This is a genomic window from Streptomyces sp. NBC_00878 (assembly GCF_026341515.1).
Taxonomy (GTDB): domain Bacteria; phylum Actinomycetota; class Actinomycetes; order Streptomycetales; family Streptomycetaceae; genus Streptomyces.
The window spans coordinates 7,855,474-7,871,957 of sequence record NZ_JAPEOK010000001.1 but is presented as its reverse complement, the minus strand read 5'-3'; the positions used below and the strand labels follow the sequence as shown (position 1 = coordinate 7,871,957).

15 protein-coding genes are annotated in these 16,484 nt (G+C 70.8%); 9 read left to right on the top strand and 6 right to left on the bottom strand.

Annotation, left to right across the window (positions count from 1 at the left end):
* Positions 1 to 172: 172 nt before the first annotated feature.
* Both npdG and OHA11_RS34145 read right to left on the bottom strand, forming a co-directional pair.
* Positions 173 to 898: an NADPH-dependent F420 reductase gene (gene npdG / locus OHA11_RS34150; RefSeq protein ID WP_266502896.1), complete on the bottom strand. Its 726-nt coding sequence runs from the start codon at positions 896 to 898 to the stop codon at positions 173 to 175.
* Positions 899 to 935: 37 nt separating this feature from the next.
* Positions 936 to 2,027 (bottom strand): exo-alpha-sialidase, encoded by a 1,092-nt coding sequence (locus OHA11_RS34145; RefSeq protein ID WP_266502895.1) that lies wholly within the window; start codon positions 2,025 to 2,027, stop codon positions 936 to 938.
* A 102-nt stretch (positions 2,028 to 2,129) separates the two neighbouring features.
* On the opposite strand from OHA11_RS34145, the gene OHA11_RS34140 reads away from it, so the two are divergent.
* Both OHA11_RS34140 and OHA11_RS34135 read left to right on the top strand, forming a co-directional pair.
* Complete coding sequence (locus OHA11_RS34140; protein ID WP_266502893.1) at positions 2,130 to 2,744, top strand: hypothetical protein; 615 nt, start codon at positions 2,130 to 2,132, stop codon at positions 2,742 to 2,744.
* A 267-nt stretch (positions 2,745 to 3,011) separates the two neighbouring features.
* Complete coding sequence (locus tag OHA11_RS34135; RefSeq protein WP_266507650.1) at positions 3,012 to 4,283, top strand: MFS transporter; 1,272 nt, start codon at positions 3,012 to 3,014, stop codon at positions 4,281 to 4,283.
* Positions 4,284 to 4,424: 141 nt separating this feature from the next.
* Here OHA11_RS34135 and OHA11_RS34130 read toward each other — a convergent pair whose 3' ends face one another.
* A complete protein-coding gene (locus OHA11_RS34130) occupies positions 4,425 to 4,655 on the bottom strand; it encodes a hypothetical protein (RefSeq protein WP_266502891.1) in 231 nt (76 codons plus the stop codon).
* Positions 4,656 to 4,715: 60 nt separating this feature from the next.
* On the opposite strand from OHA11_RS34130, the gene map reads away from it, so the two are divergent.
* Positions 4,716 to 5,573 carry a type I methionyl aminopeptidase gene (gene map / locus OHA11_RS34125; RefSeq protein WP_266502890.1) on the top strand — a complete coding sequence of 286 codons (858 nt, stop codon included), beginning with the start codon at positions 4,716 to 4,718 and terminating at the stop codon, positions 5,571 to 5,573.
* Positions 5,574 to 5,750: 177 nt separating this feature from the next.
* Complete coding sequence (locus OHA11_RS34120; RefSeq protein ID WP_266502889.1) at positions 5,751 to 6,410, top strand: heme oxygenase (biliverdin-producing); 660 nt, start codon at positions 5,751 to 5,753, stop codon at positions 6,408 to 6,410.
* A 116-nt stretch (positions 6,411 to 6,526) separates the two neighbouring features.
* On the opposite strand, the gene OHA11_RS34115 is transcribed toward OHA11_RS34120, so the two are convergent.
* The 3 genes from OHA11_RS34115 to OHA11_RS34105 all read right to left on the bottom strand — a co-directional run bounded on the left by OHA11_RS34115 (position 6,527) and on the right by OHA11_RS34105 (position 10,307).
* On the bottom strand, positions 6,527 to 7,171 hold the full coding sequence (locus OHA11_RS34115) for a PhzF family phenazine biosynthesis protein (RefSeq protein WP_266502888.1): 645 nt from the start codon (positions 7,169 to 7,171) through the stop codon (positions 6,527 to 6,529).
* Between the two features lie 91 nt (positions 7,172 to 7,262).
* Entirely contained in the window at positions 7,263 to 8,768 is a 1,506-nt protein-coding gene (locus OHA11_RS34110; protein ID WP_266502887.1) for an HtaA domain-containing protein, read from the bottom strand.
* 75 nt (positions 8,769 to 8,843) lie between these two features.
* Positions 8,844 to 10,307, bottom strand: a complete 1,464-nt coding sequence (locus tag OHA11_RS34105) for an HtaA domain-containing protein (protein ID WP_266502885.1) — start codon at positions 10,305 to 10,307, stop codon at positions 8,844 to 8,846.
* A 282-nt stretch (positions 10,308 to 10,589) separates the two neighbouring features.
* Between OHA11_RS34105 and OHA11_RS34100 the strand changes: the two genes are divergently transcribed.
* The 5 genes from OHA11_RS34100 (at position 10,590) to efeB (ending at position 16,482) form a co-directional block, all read left to right on the top strand.
* Complete coding sequence (locus OHA11_RS34100; RefSeq protein WP_266502884.1) at positions 10,590 to 11,591, top strand: hemin ABC transporter substrate-binding protein; 1,002 nt, start codon at positions 10,590 to 10,592, stop codon at positions 11,589 to 11,591.
* Positions 11,588 to 12,796, top strand: coding sequence for an iron ABC transporter permease (locus tag OHA11_RS34095; protein WP_266502883.1), 1,209 nt, complete (start codon positions 11,588 to 11,590; stop codon positions 12,794 to 12,796). The genes OHA11_RS34100 and OHA11_RS34095 overlap by 4 nt, the downstream gene beginning before the upstream one ends.
* Before the next feature lie 44 nt (positions 12,797 to 12,840).
* A complete protein-coding gene (locus OHA11_RS34090) occupies positions 12,841 to 13,686 on the top strand; it encodes a heme ABC transporter ATP-binding protein (RefSeq protein ID WP_266502882.1) in 846 nt (281 codons plus the stop codon).
* Between the two features lie 188 nt (positions 13,687 to 13,874).
* Complete coding sequence (gene efeO / locus OHA11_RS34085) at positions 13,875 to 15,029, top strand: iron uptake system protein EfeO (RefSeq protein WP_266502880.1); 1,155 nt, start codon at positions 13,875 to 13,877, stop codon at positions 15,027 to 15,029.
* 28 nt (positions 15,030 to 15,057) lie between these two features.
* Complete coding sequence (gene efeB / locus OHA11_RS34080) at positions 15,058 to 16,482, top strand: iron uptake transporter deferrochelatase/peroxidase subunit (RefSeq protein ID WP_266502879.1); 1,425 nt, start codon at positions 15,058 to 15,060, stop codon at positions 16,480 to 16,482.
* The last annotated feature ends 2 nt before the right edge of the window (positions 16,483 to 16,484 follow it).

Sequence of the window (16,484 nt, the reverse complement as noted above, 5' to 3'; positions counted from 1 at the left end):
GGCGTTGCTGCCGTCGCGGCCGGTCCCGTCGGGGGGACACTGCTTCGTCCAGTGTCCCCCACGTCCGCGCCCCGCCCGCACGCACCACACTCCGTCCCGCACGCGCAGCACACCCGGCCCGCACGCGCCGCACTCCGTCCGGTGCCCGCCGCACACCCGGCCCGCCGCACGCCTATACGTCGGTCACACGCAGACCCGCGTGGGCCTTGTACCGCCGGTTCACCGAGATCAGGTTCGCCACCAGTGACTCGACCTGGTGGGCGTTGCGCAGGCGCCCGGAGAAGATGCCGCGCATGCCGGGGACGCGGCCGGCCAGCGCCTGGACGATCTCGACGTCCGCGCGCTCCTCGCCGAGGACCATCACGTCGGTGTCGATCTCCGCGATCTCCGGGTCCTGGAGGAGGACCGCGGAGAGGTGGTGGAAGGCGGCCGTGACGCGCGAGTCCGGCAGCAGGGCGGCGGCCTGCTCGGCGGCGCTGCCCTCCTCGGGCTTCAGCGCGTACGCGCCCTTCTTGTCGAAGCCGAGCGGGTTGACGCAGTCGACGACGAGCTTGCCGGCCAGTTCCTCGCGCAGCGACTCCAGCGTCTTGCCGTGTCCGTCCCACGGCACGGCGACGATCACGATGTCGCTGCGGCGCGCGGTCTCGGCGTTGTCGGCGCCCTCGACTCCGTGGCCGAGTTCGTCGGCGGCGGCCTGTGCGCGCTCCGCGGCCCGCGATCCGATGATCACCTTCTGGCCGGCCCGCGCCAGCCGGTAGGCGAGGCCCTTGCCCTGCGGACCGGTGCCGCCGAGTACGCCGACGACGAGCCCGGACACGTCGGGAAGGTCCCAGGGGTCCTTCGCGGGGGCTTTCGCGGGAGTCTCGGCAGGGGTCTGTGCACTGTCGGTAGAGGTCATGGGCCGACTTTACGTGCGTGCTTCCCGCCCGCCGCGCTCAGGTGAGCCCCGTCACGGGCACCCTGCGGAAGGTGATCGTCTCGTACGCGCCGAAGTCGCCCGTCTCGTAGAGGAGTCCGACGGTGTCGGCGTCGACGCGGACGAGATCGGAGTACCCGGCGGGCAGCCCGTCCACGGTGTGCGCCGACCGCCAGGTGAGGCCGTCGTCGGTGCTGGCGCGGATCGTCATCACGGCCCGGAAGCCCGGGTCGGCGGGGCCCGAGTACAGCAGGACGTCCGGGTCGCGGAGCTGGAGCACGCTGCCCTCGACGACGGGTCCGGTGAGGCCGGCCTGCGGCCGGAAGGGCTTGACCAGGGTCTGGCCGCCGTCCTTCGAGTACGCGTCGGCGCGGGTGCCGGGGGCGGTGGAGTCGGTGCGGGTGTTGAAGTAGACGCGGCCGTCGGGGAGTTCGGTGGCGGTGCTCTCGTTCACGTTGATGTAGTTGTCGGTGTTGTCATCGACGTACCCGATGCGCCAGGTCTCGCCGCGGTCGTCGCTCAGCAGACAGTGCCCGCCGTTGTACTTGCCCTCGGTGCCGGTGTCCTTGCCGGCCGGCGGGAGGGAGTGGTTGGCGGGGACGACGACCCGGCCGGTGCTCAGTTGGAGAGCGTGGCCCGGGGTGGTGGCGTACCACCGCCAGGTGTCCTTCTTCGTCTGCTTCGTGATCTCCTTCGGGCTCGACCAGGTGAGGCCCTCGTCGTCGCTGTGCTGGACCCAGACGCGGCGTCCGTCGACGGCGGCCACCTTGCCGCGGCGGATGCTGTCCTCGGTGGCGAGGGCGGCGTTGCGGACGTGGACGAGCAGGACGCGGCCGGTGTCGAGGACGACCGGGGCCGGGTTTCCGGAGAGCGCGTCGCCGTTCTTGGCGGCGACCAGGAGCGGGCCCCAGGTCAGACCGCCGTCCGTGGAGCGCTTCAGCACGATGTCGATGTTCCCGAAGTCGTCTCGGGAGCCGACCCGGCCCTCGCAGAAGGCCAGCAGGGTGCCGCTGCCGGTACCCCCGCCGGTGGCGACGACGGCCGGGATACGGAAGCTCGCGTAGCCCTCCTTTCCCGCCCGGAACGGCACTGATGCCTCAGCAGTGGTCATGGAGCCCTCTCTTCACGACGGGGACGGACACTCTTCCCACCTTGGGCGAATTCATGGTGAACTCCGCCTGTCGAGTGGCCGGTTACGGCAGGATGCGGGCGCATGGATGCTGTGCGCGTCGCCCTGTTGCGCGAAGTGCTCGCCGGGACCGAGTGGCCGGCTGCCACCCGGAGGTTCGCGGGAGCGCTGCGGTCCTCCGTACTGCCGCACGGGGGCGGGCTGCTGCTGGTGGGGACGGCGGAGTACGAGCCGTGGCACCTGGCCGCGCATCTGGTGGACGAGGCCGCCTGGTCGGGCACGCCGGAACTGACCCCGACGCTCGTACGGCACGGGGCGCGGCCCGGGGACCCGGCCCAACTGGCCGTCGGACTCGGCCGGATCGAGGCGGCCAGGCGGGGCGAGACGCTCCTCGTAGTGGCCCCGGACTCACCCGGCGCCCTGCTCCTCGAACGGGTCCACGACGCACGCCGGGCCGGGGCGACGGTCCTCGCGCTGGACTCCGGCGACCGCGAGCTGCACGCGATGGCGCACGAGGCGCTCGCTGTGCCGTCGGCACCGGACCTCGCCCTCGAACTCGATCTCGACACCGTGCAGCACCTGGTCAGCGCGGCGGCCGGGGAGAACTCGCTGCCCGCGCCCCGGGGAAGGCGGCGGTTCCGGGACCGGCTGTCGTGGCTGGCGGACCAGTTGACGTCACCGCCGCCGACGCGCTGGTGAGGCACGCACGGTCGTGCGCCGGTGAGGTACGCGCCGGTCGTGCGCCGGTCACGTACGCGCCGGTCGTGCGCCGGTGTCGTACGTGCCAGCAGTGCGCCGGTCACGTACGCGCCGGTGGCCTGAAGGTTCTCGGCGGTCGAAAAAGCGTTTGTCCTCGTCGGGGGCCGCGCCGGACCATGGCCCCTCGTGACGGAACCCGATCGCGACACCTCCACCCCTGCCCCCGATGCCGCCCCCGACGGTGCATCCGGCCCGGCTGCCTCGCGCCTGCGCGCGCTGCTGCCCGATCTGGCGCCGTGGCGGACCTCCGCCGACTTCCGGCGGCTGTGGGTGGCCGGGCTCGTCACCAACTTCGGCAGCTTCCTGACCTTCGTCGCGCTGCCGGTGCAGATGAAGGAGCTGACCGGTTCCGCGGTGGCCGTCGGCGCGATCGGCGCGGTGGAACTCGTCCCGCTGATCGTGTTCGGGCTGTACGGCGGGGCGCTCGCCGATGCCCTGGACAAGCGGAAGCTGATCGTCTGGACGGAGGTGGGGCAGGGGCTGCTGAGCGCCGTGCTCCTGGTCAACGCGTTGCTGCCGGAGCCGCTGGTGTGGCCGTTGTACGCCGTCGCCGCGCTCTCCTCCGCGCTCGTCGCGGTACAGCGACCCGCCCTGGACGCGCTCACGCCGCGCATCGTCCGGCACGAGCACCTGCCCGCGGCAGCCGCGCTCAACTCGTTGCGGTGGACGGTCGGCGGCGTCGCGGGTCCGGCGGTGGCCGGGCTCGTCGTGGCGTACGCCGGGCTCGGCTGGGCCTATGCGGCGGACCTCGCGACCTTCGTGGTGTCGGTCGTGCTCGCGGTGGGCCTCGCGGCCTCTCCCGCCGCCCATGAGGCCGCGAAGCCGTCGTTGCGGTCGATCCTGGAGGGGGCGCAGTACGCGTGGAGCCGCAAGGAACTGCTGGGTACGTACGCGATCGACCTGGCCGCCATGTTCTTCGCGTTTCCGCTGGCCGTGCTGCCCTTCCTGGCGGACGAGCTGGACGCGGAGTGGTCGCTCGGCCTGATGTACGCGGCCCTGCCCGCCGGGTCGCTGCTGGTGAGCCTGACGAGCGGGTGGACCTCCCGGGTGCACCGGCACGGGCGGATGGTGGTGCTGGCGGCGGCGTTCTGGGGGCTGGCGATGGTGGCCGCGGGTGCCGTTCACGACGTGTGGCTGGTGCTGCTGTTCCTGACGCTGGGCGGGTGTTTCGACATGGTCAGCGGGATCTTCCGCGCGGCGATGTGGAACCAGACGATCCCGGACGAGCTGCGGGGGCGGCTGGCGGGCATCGAGCTGCTGTCGTACTCGGTGGGGCCGCAGCTGGGACAGGTACGGGCCGGCGGGATGGCCGCGTGGATGAGTGTGCGGGGGTCTGTGTGGGCCGGGGGTGTGCTGTGCGTGGGCGCGGTGGGGGCGCTTGCGTTGTGCCTTCCGAAGCTCATGACGTACGACGTGCGGACGAATGAGCATGCGGTGCGGTTGAAGAAGACGCGGGAAGGGGCGACTGCCGGTGCGTGAAGCGTGTGCGGGCCGGTGGGGGTTGGTCGCGCAGTTCCCCGCGCCCCTGAAAGGCGGGGCTGCGCCCCATGCCTTTCATCTTTTAGGGGCGCGGGGAACTGCGCGACCAGCCACGACGGGCCCGCAGGTCACAACCGGCGACTAGTCGTCTTCGGAGCCCCGCGCAGCGGAGTCATGCCAGCGGGGGTCGTTCTCCCATTCGAGGTTCCGCTCTCGAGCGATCTCCATCGCATGCTCCGCCTCGCCGCGGGTCGCGTACGGGCCGAAGCGGTCCTTGCCCGGGCAGTCGGGGCCCTCTTCGACCTTCTTGTGCTCCAGGCAGTAGTACCACTCGCCCGGCTTCCCGGCGGTCCGCTTCTTGAACAGGGCCATGGCTGAGGCTCCTTTCGCCAGTGACATCGTCCCCCACACCCGCTGGTTAGACTCGCTGGCATGTCTGGCCAGTCGCTGCTCGTACCAGGGGAGCTTTCTCCCACCCGTCCCGTGCCGGGAAACATCAGGCGTCCCGAGTACGTGGGCAAGCCCGCCCCCACGCCGTACACCGGACCGGAGGTCCAGACCCCGGAGACCGTCGAGGCGATGCGGGTCGCGGGCCGGATCGCCGCGCGGGCGATGGCGGAGGCCGCGAAGCTCATCGCGCCCGGTGTCACCACGGACGAACTGGACCGCGTCGCCCACGACTACATGTGCGACCACGGCGCCTACCCGTCCACGCTCGGCTATCGCGCCTTCCCGAAGTCCCTGTGCACCTCCGTGAACGAGGTCATCTGTCACGGCATCCCGGACTCCACGGTCCTGCGGGACGGCGACATCATCAACCTCGACGTGACGGCGTACATCGGGGGCGTGCACGGCGACAACAACGCCACGTATCTCGTCGGCGACGTGGACGAGGAGTCGCGGCTGCTCGTCGAGCGGACCCGCGAGTCCCTCGACCGTGCCATCAAGGCCGTCAAGCCCGGCCGGCAGATCAACATCATCGGGCGGGTCATCGAGTCGTACGCGAAACGGTTCGGGTACGGGGTCGTACGGGACTTCACCGGGCACGGCATCAACTCGTCGTTCCACTCGGGGCTGATCATCCCGCACTACGACAGCCCGCACGCGACGACCGTGATCCAGCCGGGGATGACGTTCACGATCGAGCCGATGCTGACGCTGGGTACGCACGAGTACGACATGTGGGACGACGGGTGGACCGTCGTGACGAAGGACCGCAAGCGGACCGCCCAGTTCGAGCACACGCTGGTCGTCACGGACAGTGGCGCCGAGGTGCTGACGCTGCCGTAACCGCCCTTTTCCATGCCAAGCCGCCCACTCGGACAGAGGGGCGGCTTTTCTCTGTGGATGAGCCGGGATCCGGGGTACGATTTTACCGACAGGGCGTCGGGAAACCTGTTGACTTAGGTAAGCCTAACCATACAAGATGGGCCCGGCTCTCGTCCCCCTTCGGCCCCGGAGGTCTCCATGAACTCGTCGAGTACACCGTTCTCGACACTCATACGCGCCGCGTCGCACGAGCAGCACGCGGAGGCGCACGACTCGACGTTCATGAGCGAGTTGCTGGGCGGCAGGCTCGGCGTGGACGCGTACACGCGCTACACCGAGCAGCTGTGGTTCGTCTACCGGGCTCTTGAGGAAGGCGCGCGAGAGCTGACCGGCGACCCGGTGGCAGAACCGTTCCTCCGCCCCGAGCTGATGCGCGTGGCCGCTCTGGAGCAGGACCTCGCGCATCTGCGGGGCCCGGGATGGCGCGAGGACGTCACCGCGCTGCCCGCCACGGAGGAGTACACGGCGCGGATCACGGAGTGCGCGCGGACGTGGCCCGGTGGGTACGTCGCGCATCACTACACCCGCTACCTCGGCGACCTCTCCGGCGGACAGGTCGTCCGGAGCAAGGCGGAGAAGACGTGGGGCTTCACGCGCAAGGGTGACGGGGTGCGGTTCTATGTCTTCGAGGACATCGGCAACCCCGCGGCGTTCAAGCGGAGTTATCGCGAGGTGCTTGACGGTGTGCTTGCCGATGATCTGGAGAAGCAGCGGATCATTGCTGAGTGCAAGCGGGCGTTCGCGCTCAACATCGCAGTCTTTGTTGCTTTGAGTGAGGAGTTCCGCCTGAGTGCGTGAGCGCTCCGCTGGGTTGGTTGTTTGTCGGGTGCGGGCCGGTGGGGGCTTGTCGCGCAGTTCCCCGCGCCCCTAAAGACAAAAAGCTGGCGCTCAGCCCCTCCGAAAAACCCAGCCTCTCAGCGTTCCAAGAACACCCTGCCGCCCACCTCTACCCAGCCCTCCGGCTGGGGGGCCGTGAGGATTTGTGAACCCGTGCCCTGGACGATGTTCAGGGCACGGCCCAGTTGTGCTGTGAGTTGGAGGGCGGCGGCGCCTGTGGCCTCGTCCTCGTCTATGCCGTCGCCGCGGCCGGGGAAGCCTCGGGCGCGGATGCGGCCGGCCGCCTCGTCCTCCCAGGCCCAGGCGTAGAGCCACTCCCCGGGCGGGGGCACCTCCAGCGCGTCGACCTCGGCCGCCGTGTCGTAGCGGCGGAGTGTGCGCGGCTCCGGCCACTCCGGGCGGGCCTCGATCCAGCTGAACTCGCCGTCGAGGCGGGTGCCCACCACGCCCGCGGGCGTGACGAGTTCGGGCACGTCCAGCAGCCAGGCCGCGCCGACGCAGGGGTATCCGGCGAAGGGCAGCCGCACGCTGGGCGTGTAGATGTCGATGACGCCGCGCTCGGGGTCGTCCACGAACACCGTCTCGCTGAAACCGAGTTTGGCCGCGAACGCCTGCCGTTCGTCCCGCTCCGGCAGTACGGAACCGTCCCGTACGACCCCGAGATCGTTGCCGTACTCACCGCGCGGTCCGCAGAAGACTCGCAGCACGTCGAAATCAGTCACACGGGCATTCAAGCACCACGGGAGGGGTGCGTACGCATCCGGCCGCCGGCCCCTGATGGTGGGGGCGGCGGCCGGATGTGTCGGGGGCCGGTCAGGCCTGGGGCGCGTCCGTCGTGCGGCGGCGGCGTACCGCGAACACCACGCCCGCGCCCGCGGCGACCGTCGCCGCGGCCGCCGCGCCCAGGGCGCCGACGGGGACGTCGGAGCCGGTGGAGGCGAGGCCGCCCGTCACACCGCCCGTGGTGGAGCCGGTCGTGCCCGCGCCGCCGGTGGTCCCACCGGTGGTTCCGCCGGTCGTGCCGCCCGTCGTGCCGCCCGTCGTGCCGTTGGACGACGTCGGGTCCGGGTCCGGGAGTTCGGCGTCCTCGGACACGGCCACCGAGAGGTCGACCGGGTCGAGTTCGGCGCCGGCCTGGTAGAAGCCGCCGAAGGCCTCCGCGCCCGCCTTGGTGAGGGTGGTGGTGACGTCGTCGAGGGTGATGACGTCGTTCTTGGCCGTCAGGTCGGCGGACTTGGGCTTGAGCTCGGCGAGGGTCACGTCGGCGGACTTCTTGCCGAGGCTCTCGACGTCGGCGGTCAGCTTGCCGGAGCCGCCGTCGACCTCCGCCTTGAGGTCGCTGAGGGTGAGGTCGAGGCCGTAAGTGCCGTTCGTCTCATGGCCCTTGAAGTTGACCGAGCCCTTGAAGGCGGCCTTGAGGGTGTCGGCGTCCGTGTCGTACGTCCCGGTGGCGTCGGGGAAGGTGAAGATCCCGTTGCCGGATGCCTGCGCCGCGCCGCCGGAGACGGTGATCCTGCCCTTGGCCACACCGTCCACCACGTACGTACGGAAGGACTGCTTGACGCCCCAGCCGAGGGTGCCGTCGGCGATGTCGCCCTTGGCGGGGGCCTCGGTGCCCGAGGGCGTCGGGCTCGTGGTCTGTGACGGGGTGGTGGACGGGGTGCCCGAGGGCGTGGTGGACGGTGTCGTGGAAGGGGTGGGCGACGGGGTCGTCGAACCCGAGGGCGACGGGGACGGCGACTCGGTCTTCTTCTCCACCACCGTCAGGGGGTCGCCGGCCGCGCCCGTGTAGCTGGCGCTGCCGAAGACGTCACCCGCCTCCTTCGTCAGCTTGGTCTCCATGTCCGTCATCGTGCGGGTGACGGTGACCTCGGCGAGCGGCACGTCCTGCTGGGTCGTACCGCTCCTCGTGACGTCGGCGGTGACTCTCGCGGCCTTGCTGTCGAACTTCACGTCGGACAGGGCGAGTTCGAAGCCGTGCAGCTTGGAGACGATCTTCAGGCTGCCCTCGAAGCCGAGCGCCACGGTGTGGGCCTCGGAGTCATAGGTCCCGGTGCCGTTGACAAAGGTGAACGCGCCGTTGTCCTTGGCCTGCGTGGCGCCGCCCTCGGGCGTGAAGCTGCCGGCCGCCATCCCGGTCACGTACGTGCGGTACGACTGCTTGATGCCCCAGGTGAACTCGTAGCCCTTGAGCGGTACTTCGGCGGCGGACGCGGACGTCGCGGCGAGCGCGGTGGCGCCGAGCGTGACGGCGGTCGCACAGGCTGCGGCGAGGGCGACACGCCCTGGAGTCATGGGGCGGCGGCGGTTGGCGGCCATGGTCGTGGGTCTCCTTGGTTCAGTGTGTGGAAGTCGTGTGGGAGTCCGCTCAACTGGCGGACCGCGCTGGGAAGTTCAGTTCTCTTCGGGGGCGTGGGCGGCCGGTTGCGCCTGACGCCTGCGGATGATCACGAAGGCGGCGGCCACCGCGATCAGGGCGGCTGCCGCGAGGCCGATCGGCAGAACGGGGACGTCCGAATCGCTCGCGGTGGCCTCGGTCCTGGGCTCGGCCGTCTTCGGTTCGGCGGCCGCGGCTTCCGGAGTGGCCGACTCCGCGCTGCCCAGGTCGGGCAGGGCGGGCAGTTCGGCCCTGTCGGTCAGGGCGACGGCGAGGGAGACCGGGTCCATCTCCGTGCCCGCCTTGTACATGCCGCCGAAGGCCTTGGCGCCGTCGGCCGTGAGCTTCGTGGGTGCCTCGATCAGCTGGGCGAGGCCGTCCTTGGGCTTGAAATCCTTGGCCGTGAAGGTGACCAGGGGGACCTTCTTGGCCGTGCGGTTGGCCTTGGCCGTGCCGTTGGCCTTGGCCGTGCCGCCCGTACCGCCCGCGCTGGTGACGTCCGCGTAGAGCGTCCCCTTGCCGTCGTCCGTGACCTTGGCCCGGAGTGCGCCGAGGGTGAGGTCGAGGCCCTGCTCGCCGGTGAAGCGGACGGCTCCGGCGAAGGCCGCGTCGAGGGTCCGCTTCTTCTCGTCGTACGTGCCCGAGCCCTTCGGGAAGCGGAAGAGCGCCCCGCCGTCCTCGGCACCGTCGGTGAGCTTCCACTCGCCCTTGGCGATGGCCCCGGTGACGTACTCGCGGAAGGTCCGGCGCACGCCCCAGTCGACGGCGCCGTCCTCGATCCGGCCGGAAGTCTCCTTCTTCGCCTTGGACTTGGACGGGGAGGGGGACGGCGTGCGCGACGGTTCGGCGGCAGCCGCGGCCTTGACGTCCGCCGAGAGGCTGACCGGGTCGAGGGCGGTGCCCGCCGTGTAGTACCCGGCGAAGGACTTGGCGCCCTGGGCGGTCAGGGTGGCGGGCAGGTTGTTCAACTGGACCGCGTTGCCGCCGCCCTTCATGTTGACGCCGCCCAGGGAGAGGGAGGCGAAGGGCACCTGCGAGGACGTCGTGACCGTCCCGGTGTCCTTGGCCTTGCTGACGATGTCGACGTAGAGGGTGCCGCCGTTGCCGGCGAGGCGGACGGTGGGGCGGCTGATCGTGAGGTCGAGCTGGTAGGAGCCGTCGTCCGTCTTGTGTCCGCGGAAGTGGACACCGCCGGAGAAGCCCGCGTTGAAGGCGCCCGACGTTCCGTCGTACGTCCCGGTCGCCGAGTGGAAGCGGAACTGGCTGCCGCCGACCGTGGCGGCGCCGCCGGTGAGGGAGAAACTGCCGTTCGCTATCGGGCCGGTGACGTAGCTCTGGAAGGAGGATTTGATGCCCCAGTCCAGGCGGCCGCCCTGCACGGTTCGGCTGGCCGCCTGGGCCTGACCGGCCGGGAGCAGTGCCACGAGTACTGCTGCGCAGAGCAGGGTCACGTAGGTGCGTAGGGGCGGGCGCGAGGGCATTCGGGTCCTCCGGGACGGGCGGGATCTGGCCGGATCCGGGGCGGTTCTGGCGAGAAAGGTAAGGCTAACCTAAGCTATGTCTGTCGATGCGGGAAGCGTCGGATGAGACAGAAGAGGGGGACTGCGGGTCGTTTGTTGGCTGCGGACCGTGGGGGCCGGTCGCGCCCTGCGGCGGAGCCGCATATCGATACAGCCCCGCGCCCCTGGTGGGACGGGGCACCCCGTCCCACCGAGGAACCGCAGACCGATCCGACCGAAAGGGATTACGCGACCGTGCGACGCATGCGTACACGAGTGGCAGGTGCACTGCTGGCGGTGCTCGCACTCACGGTGACCACTGGCTGCGCCTCCGACGACGGCGGCTCGGCCGAGAAGGAGCCGGGCGGCAGGAGCACGACCGCCGCCGACCGCGTCGAGCCTCTGGCGGACGCCCCGACCCCCCAACTCCCGGTCACCGTGCGCTCGTCCGACGGCCGGGACGTCACCGTCAGCGCCGCCCGGCGGATCGTGCCGCTCTCCGGGAGCCTCAGCGAGATCGTCTTCACGCTCGGGCTCGGCGACCGGGTCGTCGCCCGTGACATCACCGCCACCTTCGCGCAGGCGGAAAAGCTGCCGGTGGTCACCCGCAACCACGACGTCTCCGCGGAGAGCGTCCTGTCGCTCAAGCCCGACCTCGTTCTCGCCGAGACCACCACCGGGCCCGACGAGGCGATGGGCCAGATCCGTGACGCGGGCGTCCCCGTCCTCGTGGTCGACCCGGCGAAGGGCCTCGACGACGTGGGCCCGCGCATCGAGGCGGTGGCCCGCGCCCTCGGCGTACCGGCCGCCGGGAAGGAACTCACCCGGCGCTCCGAGGAGCGGCTCGCCGCCGTGCGCGCGGACGTTCCTAAGCAGACCGACAAGCCGCGCGTCGCCTTCCTCTACCTCCGTGGCACTGCCTCGGTCTATCTGATCGGCGGCAAGGGCTCCGGAGCCACCTCGCTGCTCGAAGCGGCGGGAGCCGTCGACGCCGGCGCCGAGTCGGGCCTGGAGAAGGACTTCACCACGATCACCACGGAGGCCCTCGCCCAGGCCGCTCCGGACGCGATCCTCGTCATGTCCAAGGGCCTCGAATCCGTCGGCGGCGTGGACGGTCTCGTCGAGATCCCCGGTGTCGCCCAGACCCCCGCCGGAATGGAGCGCCGGGTCGTCTCGATCGAGGACGGCGTCCTCCTCAACTACGGGCCCCGCACGGACCAGGTACTGAAGTCCCTGGTCAACCAGTTGTACGAGGATGCCAAGTGACCGTGACCGACAAGGGCGCCGCACCCGAGGACCACGCCACGGCGGCCGGGAACGGAGAGGCGGAAGCCGGGACCAGGGAGGCGGAAGCCGGGACCGGCGAGACGGCGGCCGGGACCGGGGAGGCGGTAGCCGAAACCGGGGCGACGGCGGTCGCCGGCGAACTCCCCGCCAGACCCCGTCGCGGCACCCCCTGGCTGCTCACCGTCGGCCTGGCCGTTCTCCTCGGCCTGCTCACCCTGGCCTCCGCCGGGCTCGGCGCGTACGAGATCTCCCCCGGTGACGTCCTGTCGTCCTTCGCTCACCGCGCCGGACTCGGCGGCACCGAACTCGCCCGCGTCCCCGAGTCCGTGCTCTGGAACGTCCGCTTCCCGCGCATCGTGCTCGCGCTGCTGGTCGGCGCCTCGCTGGGCTGCGCGGGCGCGCTGATGCAGGGCGTGTTCGGCAATCCGCTCGCCGAACCGAGCGTCATCGGCGTCTCGTTGGGCGCGGCGGTCGGCGCGGTCGCCGCGATCTCGCTCGGTCTGAACTTCCTGGGGAACTGGACCCTCCCCGCCTTCGCCTTCGTGGCAGGCCTCGGCACGGCCCTGCTGGTGTACTCGATGTCCCGCTCGGGCGGCCGTACGGAGGTCGTGACGCTGATCCTCACCGGTATCGCGGTGAACGCCTTCGCGGGCGCGCTGATCGGTCTGTTCATCTTCCTCGCGGACACCGCCGCGGTGAACCAGATCACCTTCTGGCAGCTCGGCTCGCTCTCGCAGGCCACCTGGCCGAAGGTGCTCGCGGTGCTGCCGTGCGCGGTGGCCGGTCTGGCCGTGGCGCCCTTCTACGCACGGAAGTTGGACCTGTTGTCCCTGGGTGAGCGGCCTGCCCGGCATCTGGGCGTGGACGTCGAGCGGCTGCGGATCGTCCTGGTCCTGGTCGTCGCGCTGCTGACGGCCGCGGCCGTGAGCGTGTCCGGCGTCATCGGCTTCGTGGGGCTCGTGGTCCCGCATCTGCTGCGTATGGCGGCGGGCCCCGGCCATCGTTTCCTCATTCCCGGCAGCGCGCTGGGCGGTGCGGCGGTCCTGCTCGCGGGCGACCTCGCGGCCCGCACCGTCGTGGAGCCCGCCGAGCTGCCGCTCGGGGTGCTCACCGCGCTCTTCGGCAGCCCGTTCTTCTTCTGGCTGCTGCGCAGGACCCGTCGCAGGCAGGGGGGTTGGGCATGAGGGTGGGTACTGGGTTGGGTATGAGGGTGGGTACTGGGGTGGGTATGAGGTTGGGCGTGGGGTGGCTCAGGCCGCCCGGTACGAGGCCCGCGCCTCCCGGCCCCGTACAGCCCGGCGACGTACTCGCCGAGGCCGAGGCCCTGCACGTCCGGCTCGGCGCGCGCGAGGTGCTGTCCGGCGTGGACGTCGTGGCCCGCGCGGGCGAGGTGCTGGCCCTCGTCGGGCCCAACGGGGCGGGAAAGTCCACCCTGTTGGGCGCGCTCGCCGCCGATCTCCCGGCCGCCGCAGGAGTCGTACGCGTCCACGGTCGCCCGGCGTCCGACTGGTCGGCGCGGGAACTGGCCCTGCGCCGGGCGGTACTCCCCCAGTCCGCCGCGCTCTCCTTCCCGTTCGCGGTCGAGGAGGTCGTACGGATGGGCCGGGCACCCTGGGCCGGACGGCCCGAGGAGGATGAGGACGACTCGGCGGTGGCCGCGGCCATGGCGGCGACCGAGGTCACCGACTTCGCGGGCCGGTCCTTCTCGGCGCTCAGCGGCGGTGAGCGGGCCCGGGTGGCGCTCGCCCGGGTGCTCGCCCAGCGCACCCGGCTGGTGCTGCTCGACGAACCGACCGCCGCCCTGGACCTGCACCATCAGGAACTGGTGCTCCGGGTCTGCCGCGCAAGGGCGCACGCCGGGGACGCGGTGGTCGTGGTGTTGCACGATCTGGGACTCGCGGCGGCCTACGCGCACCGGGTGGTGATCCTGCGCGCCGGGCGTGCGGTGGCCGACGGCCGGCCGGCCGAAGTCTTCACCGACCGACTACTTTCGGACGTCTACCAGCAGCCGGTCGAGGTGTTCCCGCATCCGCGCACCGGCGAGGTCCTGGTGGCTCCCGTGAGGGGTTCTTGACCGATCTTTGACCGTTTCGTGGGGGATGGATTGAGCCACCGTGATCCGGCCGTGCCCTTACGTCGCCAATGAGAGCTGAATCACTGGACGGGCGGCTTTCAGTCAGGTAAGCCTCAGATAAGTTAGGGCAGCCTCACCGAGGACCTGTGCCTCCCCCATGTCTCTCCTGTGAACCTCTTGGAGCCTGTATGCGAGCCGTCCGACTCTCCGCCGTCACCGCCGCCGCGACCGCGGCGGCGCTGGCCGCTGTCACGGGCTGCACCGAGAAGAGCGACGCCGCGGGCGACGACCACGTCGTCAAGGTGACCGCCACGGACTCCAAGTGCGAGGTGTCGAAGACGGAGTTCCCCTCCGGGCACATCCAGATCGACGTCGAGAACAAGGGCTCCAAGGTCACCGAGGTCTACCTCCTCTTCCCGGACGACCGGATCGTCACCGAGCGCGAGAACATCGGCCCCGGCACCAGCCAGAAGGTCACCGCCGAGGTGAAGGCGGGTGAATACCGGATCGCCTGCAAGCCGGGCATGAAGGGCAAGGGCATACGCCAGGACGTCACCGCCACCGGCACCGGCAAGGTCGCCAAGCGCGACCCGCGCCTGGACTCGGCCGTCGCCGCCTACCGCGAGTACGCGCAGGAGCAGGCCGACGAGACCGTGCCCAAGGCGAAGGTCTTCGCGCAGGCGGTCAAGGACGGCGACATCGAGGCCGCGAAGAAGACGTACGCCGACTCGCGCATCGGCTGGGAGCGGACCGAGCCGGTCGCCGAGTCCTTCGGTGACATCGACCCGAAGGTCGACCTGCGCGAGGACGGTCTGGAGGAGGGCCAGGACCTGGAGAAGGACTGGACCGGCTGGCACCGCCTGGAGCGCTCGCTCTGGAAGGACAAGAAGCTCACCGCCCGCGACACGGAACTCGCCGACCAGCTGATCACCGACCTGACCGACTGGCAGAAGCGGGTCGGCAAGGCCGAGATCACCCCGACCTCGATGGCCAACGGCGCCAAGGAACTCCTCGACGAGGTCGCCACCGGCAAGGTCACCGGCGAGGAGGAGCGCTACTCGCACACCGACCTCGTCGACTTCAAGGCGAACGTCGAGGGCGCCGAGAAGTCGTACGAACTGCTGAAGTCGGTCGCCTCCGAGAACGACGCGGCGCTGACCAAGGAACTCGACACGCAGTTCGCGGCGCTGAACACGCTGCTCGACAAGTACCGCGAGGACACGAGCTCCTACGAGTTCACCTCGTACGACAAGGTCGGCAAGGCCGATCGCAAGGAGCTCTCCGACGCGGTGAACGCGCTCGCGGAGCCGCTGTCCAAGCTCGCCGCCGCCGTCGTGAAGTAGGACGTGACGTAAGAGGGGCCCTGGCACCATGACGGACACCACGAACACCACGAACACGACGAACACGACGGATACGACGGATACGACGGATACGACAACGGGCACGGCGGAAGCCGCGGAGCCCGGCGGCGGGACGCGGGACGCCGACTCCCGTACCCCGTCCCGGCGTTCACTGATCGGCTGGGGCGGTGCCGGGCTCGCGCTCGGGGCCGCCGCGGCCGGCGGTGCGGTGGCGATGGCCCGTAGCGGCGACGACGCGGAGCCGACCGCCGCCGCTGCGGGCGCCGCGGTCGCCTTCCACGGCACGAACCAGGCGGGCATCGCCACCCCGGTGCAGGACCGGCTGCACTTCGCCGCGTTCGACGTGAAGACGACGGACCGGGCAGCGTTCGTCCAGCTGCTGAAGGACTGGACGGAGGCCGCGCGGCGGATGGCTGGCGGGCGCGCGGTCGGCGAGGGCGCCTACGGGGGTCTGGCGGAGGCGCCGCCGGACGACACCGGGGAGGCCCTGGGCCTCAAGCCGTCGCGGCTGACCCTGACGATCGGCTTCGGGCCGTCGCTGTTCGGGAAGTTCGACCTCGCCGACGAACGGCCGGAAGCTCTCGTGGAGCTGCCGAAGTTCGCGGGCGACAACCTCGACCGGAACCGCAGCGGCGGCGATCTGTGCGTCCAGGCGTGCGCGGACGACCCGCAGGTCGCGGTGCACGCGATCCGCAACCTCGCTCGCATCGGCTTCGGCAAGGTCGTCATCCGCTGGTCCCAACTGGGCTTCGGCAAGACGTCGTCGACGACTCCGGAGGCCCAGACCCCTCGCAATCTCATGGGCTTCAAGGACGGCACCCGCAACATCGCGGGTACGGAGACGGACCGGCTGAAGAAGTTCGTGTGGGTCGAGGAGAAGGACGGCCCGGCGTGGATGGTCGGCGGCTCGTACCTCGTGGCCCGGCGCATCCGCATGAACATCGAGACCTGGGACCGCACTTCCCTCCAGGAGCAGGAGGACATCTTCGGCCGTGACAAGGGCGAGGGTGCTCCGGTCGGGAAGGCGAAGGAGCGGGACAAGCCGTTCCTCAAGGCGATGAAGCCCGACGCGCACGTACGGCTCGCGCACCCCGACACCAACGCCGGGGCCACGCTCCTGCGCCGCGGCTACTCCTTCACGGACGGCACGGACGGGCTCGGCCGCCTGGACGCGGGGCTGTTCTTCCTCGCGTACCAGCGGGACGTGCGCAAGGGCTTCATCCCGGTACAGCGGAGCCTGGCGGCCGACGCGCTCAACGAGTACATCCAGCACGTGGGTTCGGCGGTCTTCGCGGTCCCGCCGGGCGTCCGCGACAAGGACGACTGGTGGGGCCGGGCGCTGTTCTCGACGGACTCGAAGGATTCCAAGGGCCTCAAAGACCCGAAGGACTCGAAGGACCCGAAGAGCTCCGCGAACTCCAAGGAGGCGTAGGC

What these genes read in the sequence shown, in the direction of transcription:
- OHA11_RS34090 (WP_266502882.1), top strand. Translation starts at nt 12,841, where the DNA reads ATGAGGTTGGGCGTGGGGTGGCTCAGGCCGCCCGGTACGAGGCCCGCG.
- OHA11_RS34110 (WP_266502887.1), bottom strand. Translation starts at nt 8,768, where the DNA reads ATGGCCGCCAACCGCCGCCGCCCCATGACTCCAGGGCGTGTCGCCCTC.
- efeB (WP_266502879.1), top strand. Translation starts at nt 15,058, where the DNA reads ATGACGGACACCACGAACACCACGAACACGACGAACACGACGGATACG.
- npdG (WP_266502896.1), bottom strand. Translation starts at nt 898, where the DNA reads ATGACCTCTACCGACAGTGCACAGACCCCTGCCGAGACTCCCGCGAAA.
- OHA11_RS34105 (WP_266502885.1), bottom strand. Translation starts at nt 10,307, where the DNA reads ATGCCCTCGCGCCCGCCCCTACGCACCTACGTGACCCTGCTCTGCGCA.
- OHA11_RS34120 (WP_266502889.1), top strand. Translation starts at nt 5,751, where the DNA reads ATGAACTCGTCGAGTACACCGTTCTCGACACTCATACGCGCCGCGTCG.
- OHA11_RS34145 (WP_266502895.1), bottom strand. Translation starts at nt 2,027, where the DNA reads ATGACCACTGCTGAGGCATCAGTGCCGTTCCGGGCGGGAAAGGAGGGC.
- OHA11_RS34140 (WP_266502893.1), top strand. Translation starts at nt 2,130, where the DNA reads ATGGATGCTGTGCGCGTCGCCCTGTTGCGCGAAGTGCTCGCCGGGACC.
- OHA11_RS34130 (WP_266502891.1), bottom strand. Translation starts at nt 4,655, where the DNA reads ATGGCCCTGTTCAAGAAGCGGACCGCCGGGAAGCCGGGCGAGTGGTAC.
- OHA11_RS34100 (WP_266502884.1), top strand. Translation starts at nt 10,590, where the DNA reads ATGCGTACACGAGTGGCAGGTGCACTGCTGGCGGTGCTCGCACTCACG.
- map (WP_266502890.1), top strand. Translation starts at nt 4,716, where the DNA reads ATGTCTGGCCAGTCGCTGCTCGTACCAGGGGAGCTTTCTCCCACCCGT.
- efeO (WP_266502880.1), top strand. Translation starts at nt 13,875, where the DNA reads ATGCGAGCCGTCCGACTCTCCGCCGTCACCGCCGCCGCGACCGCGGCG.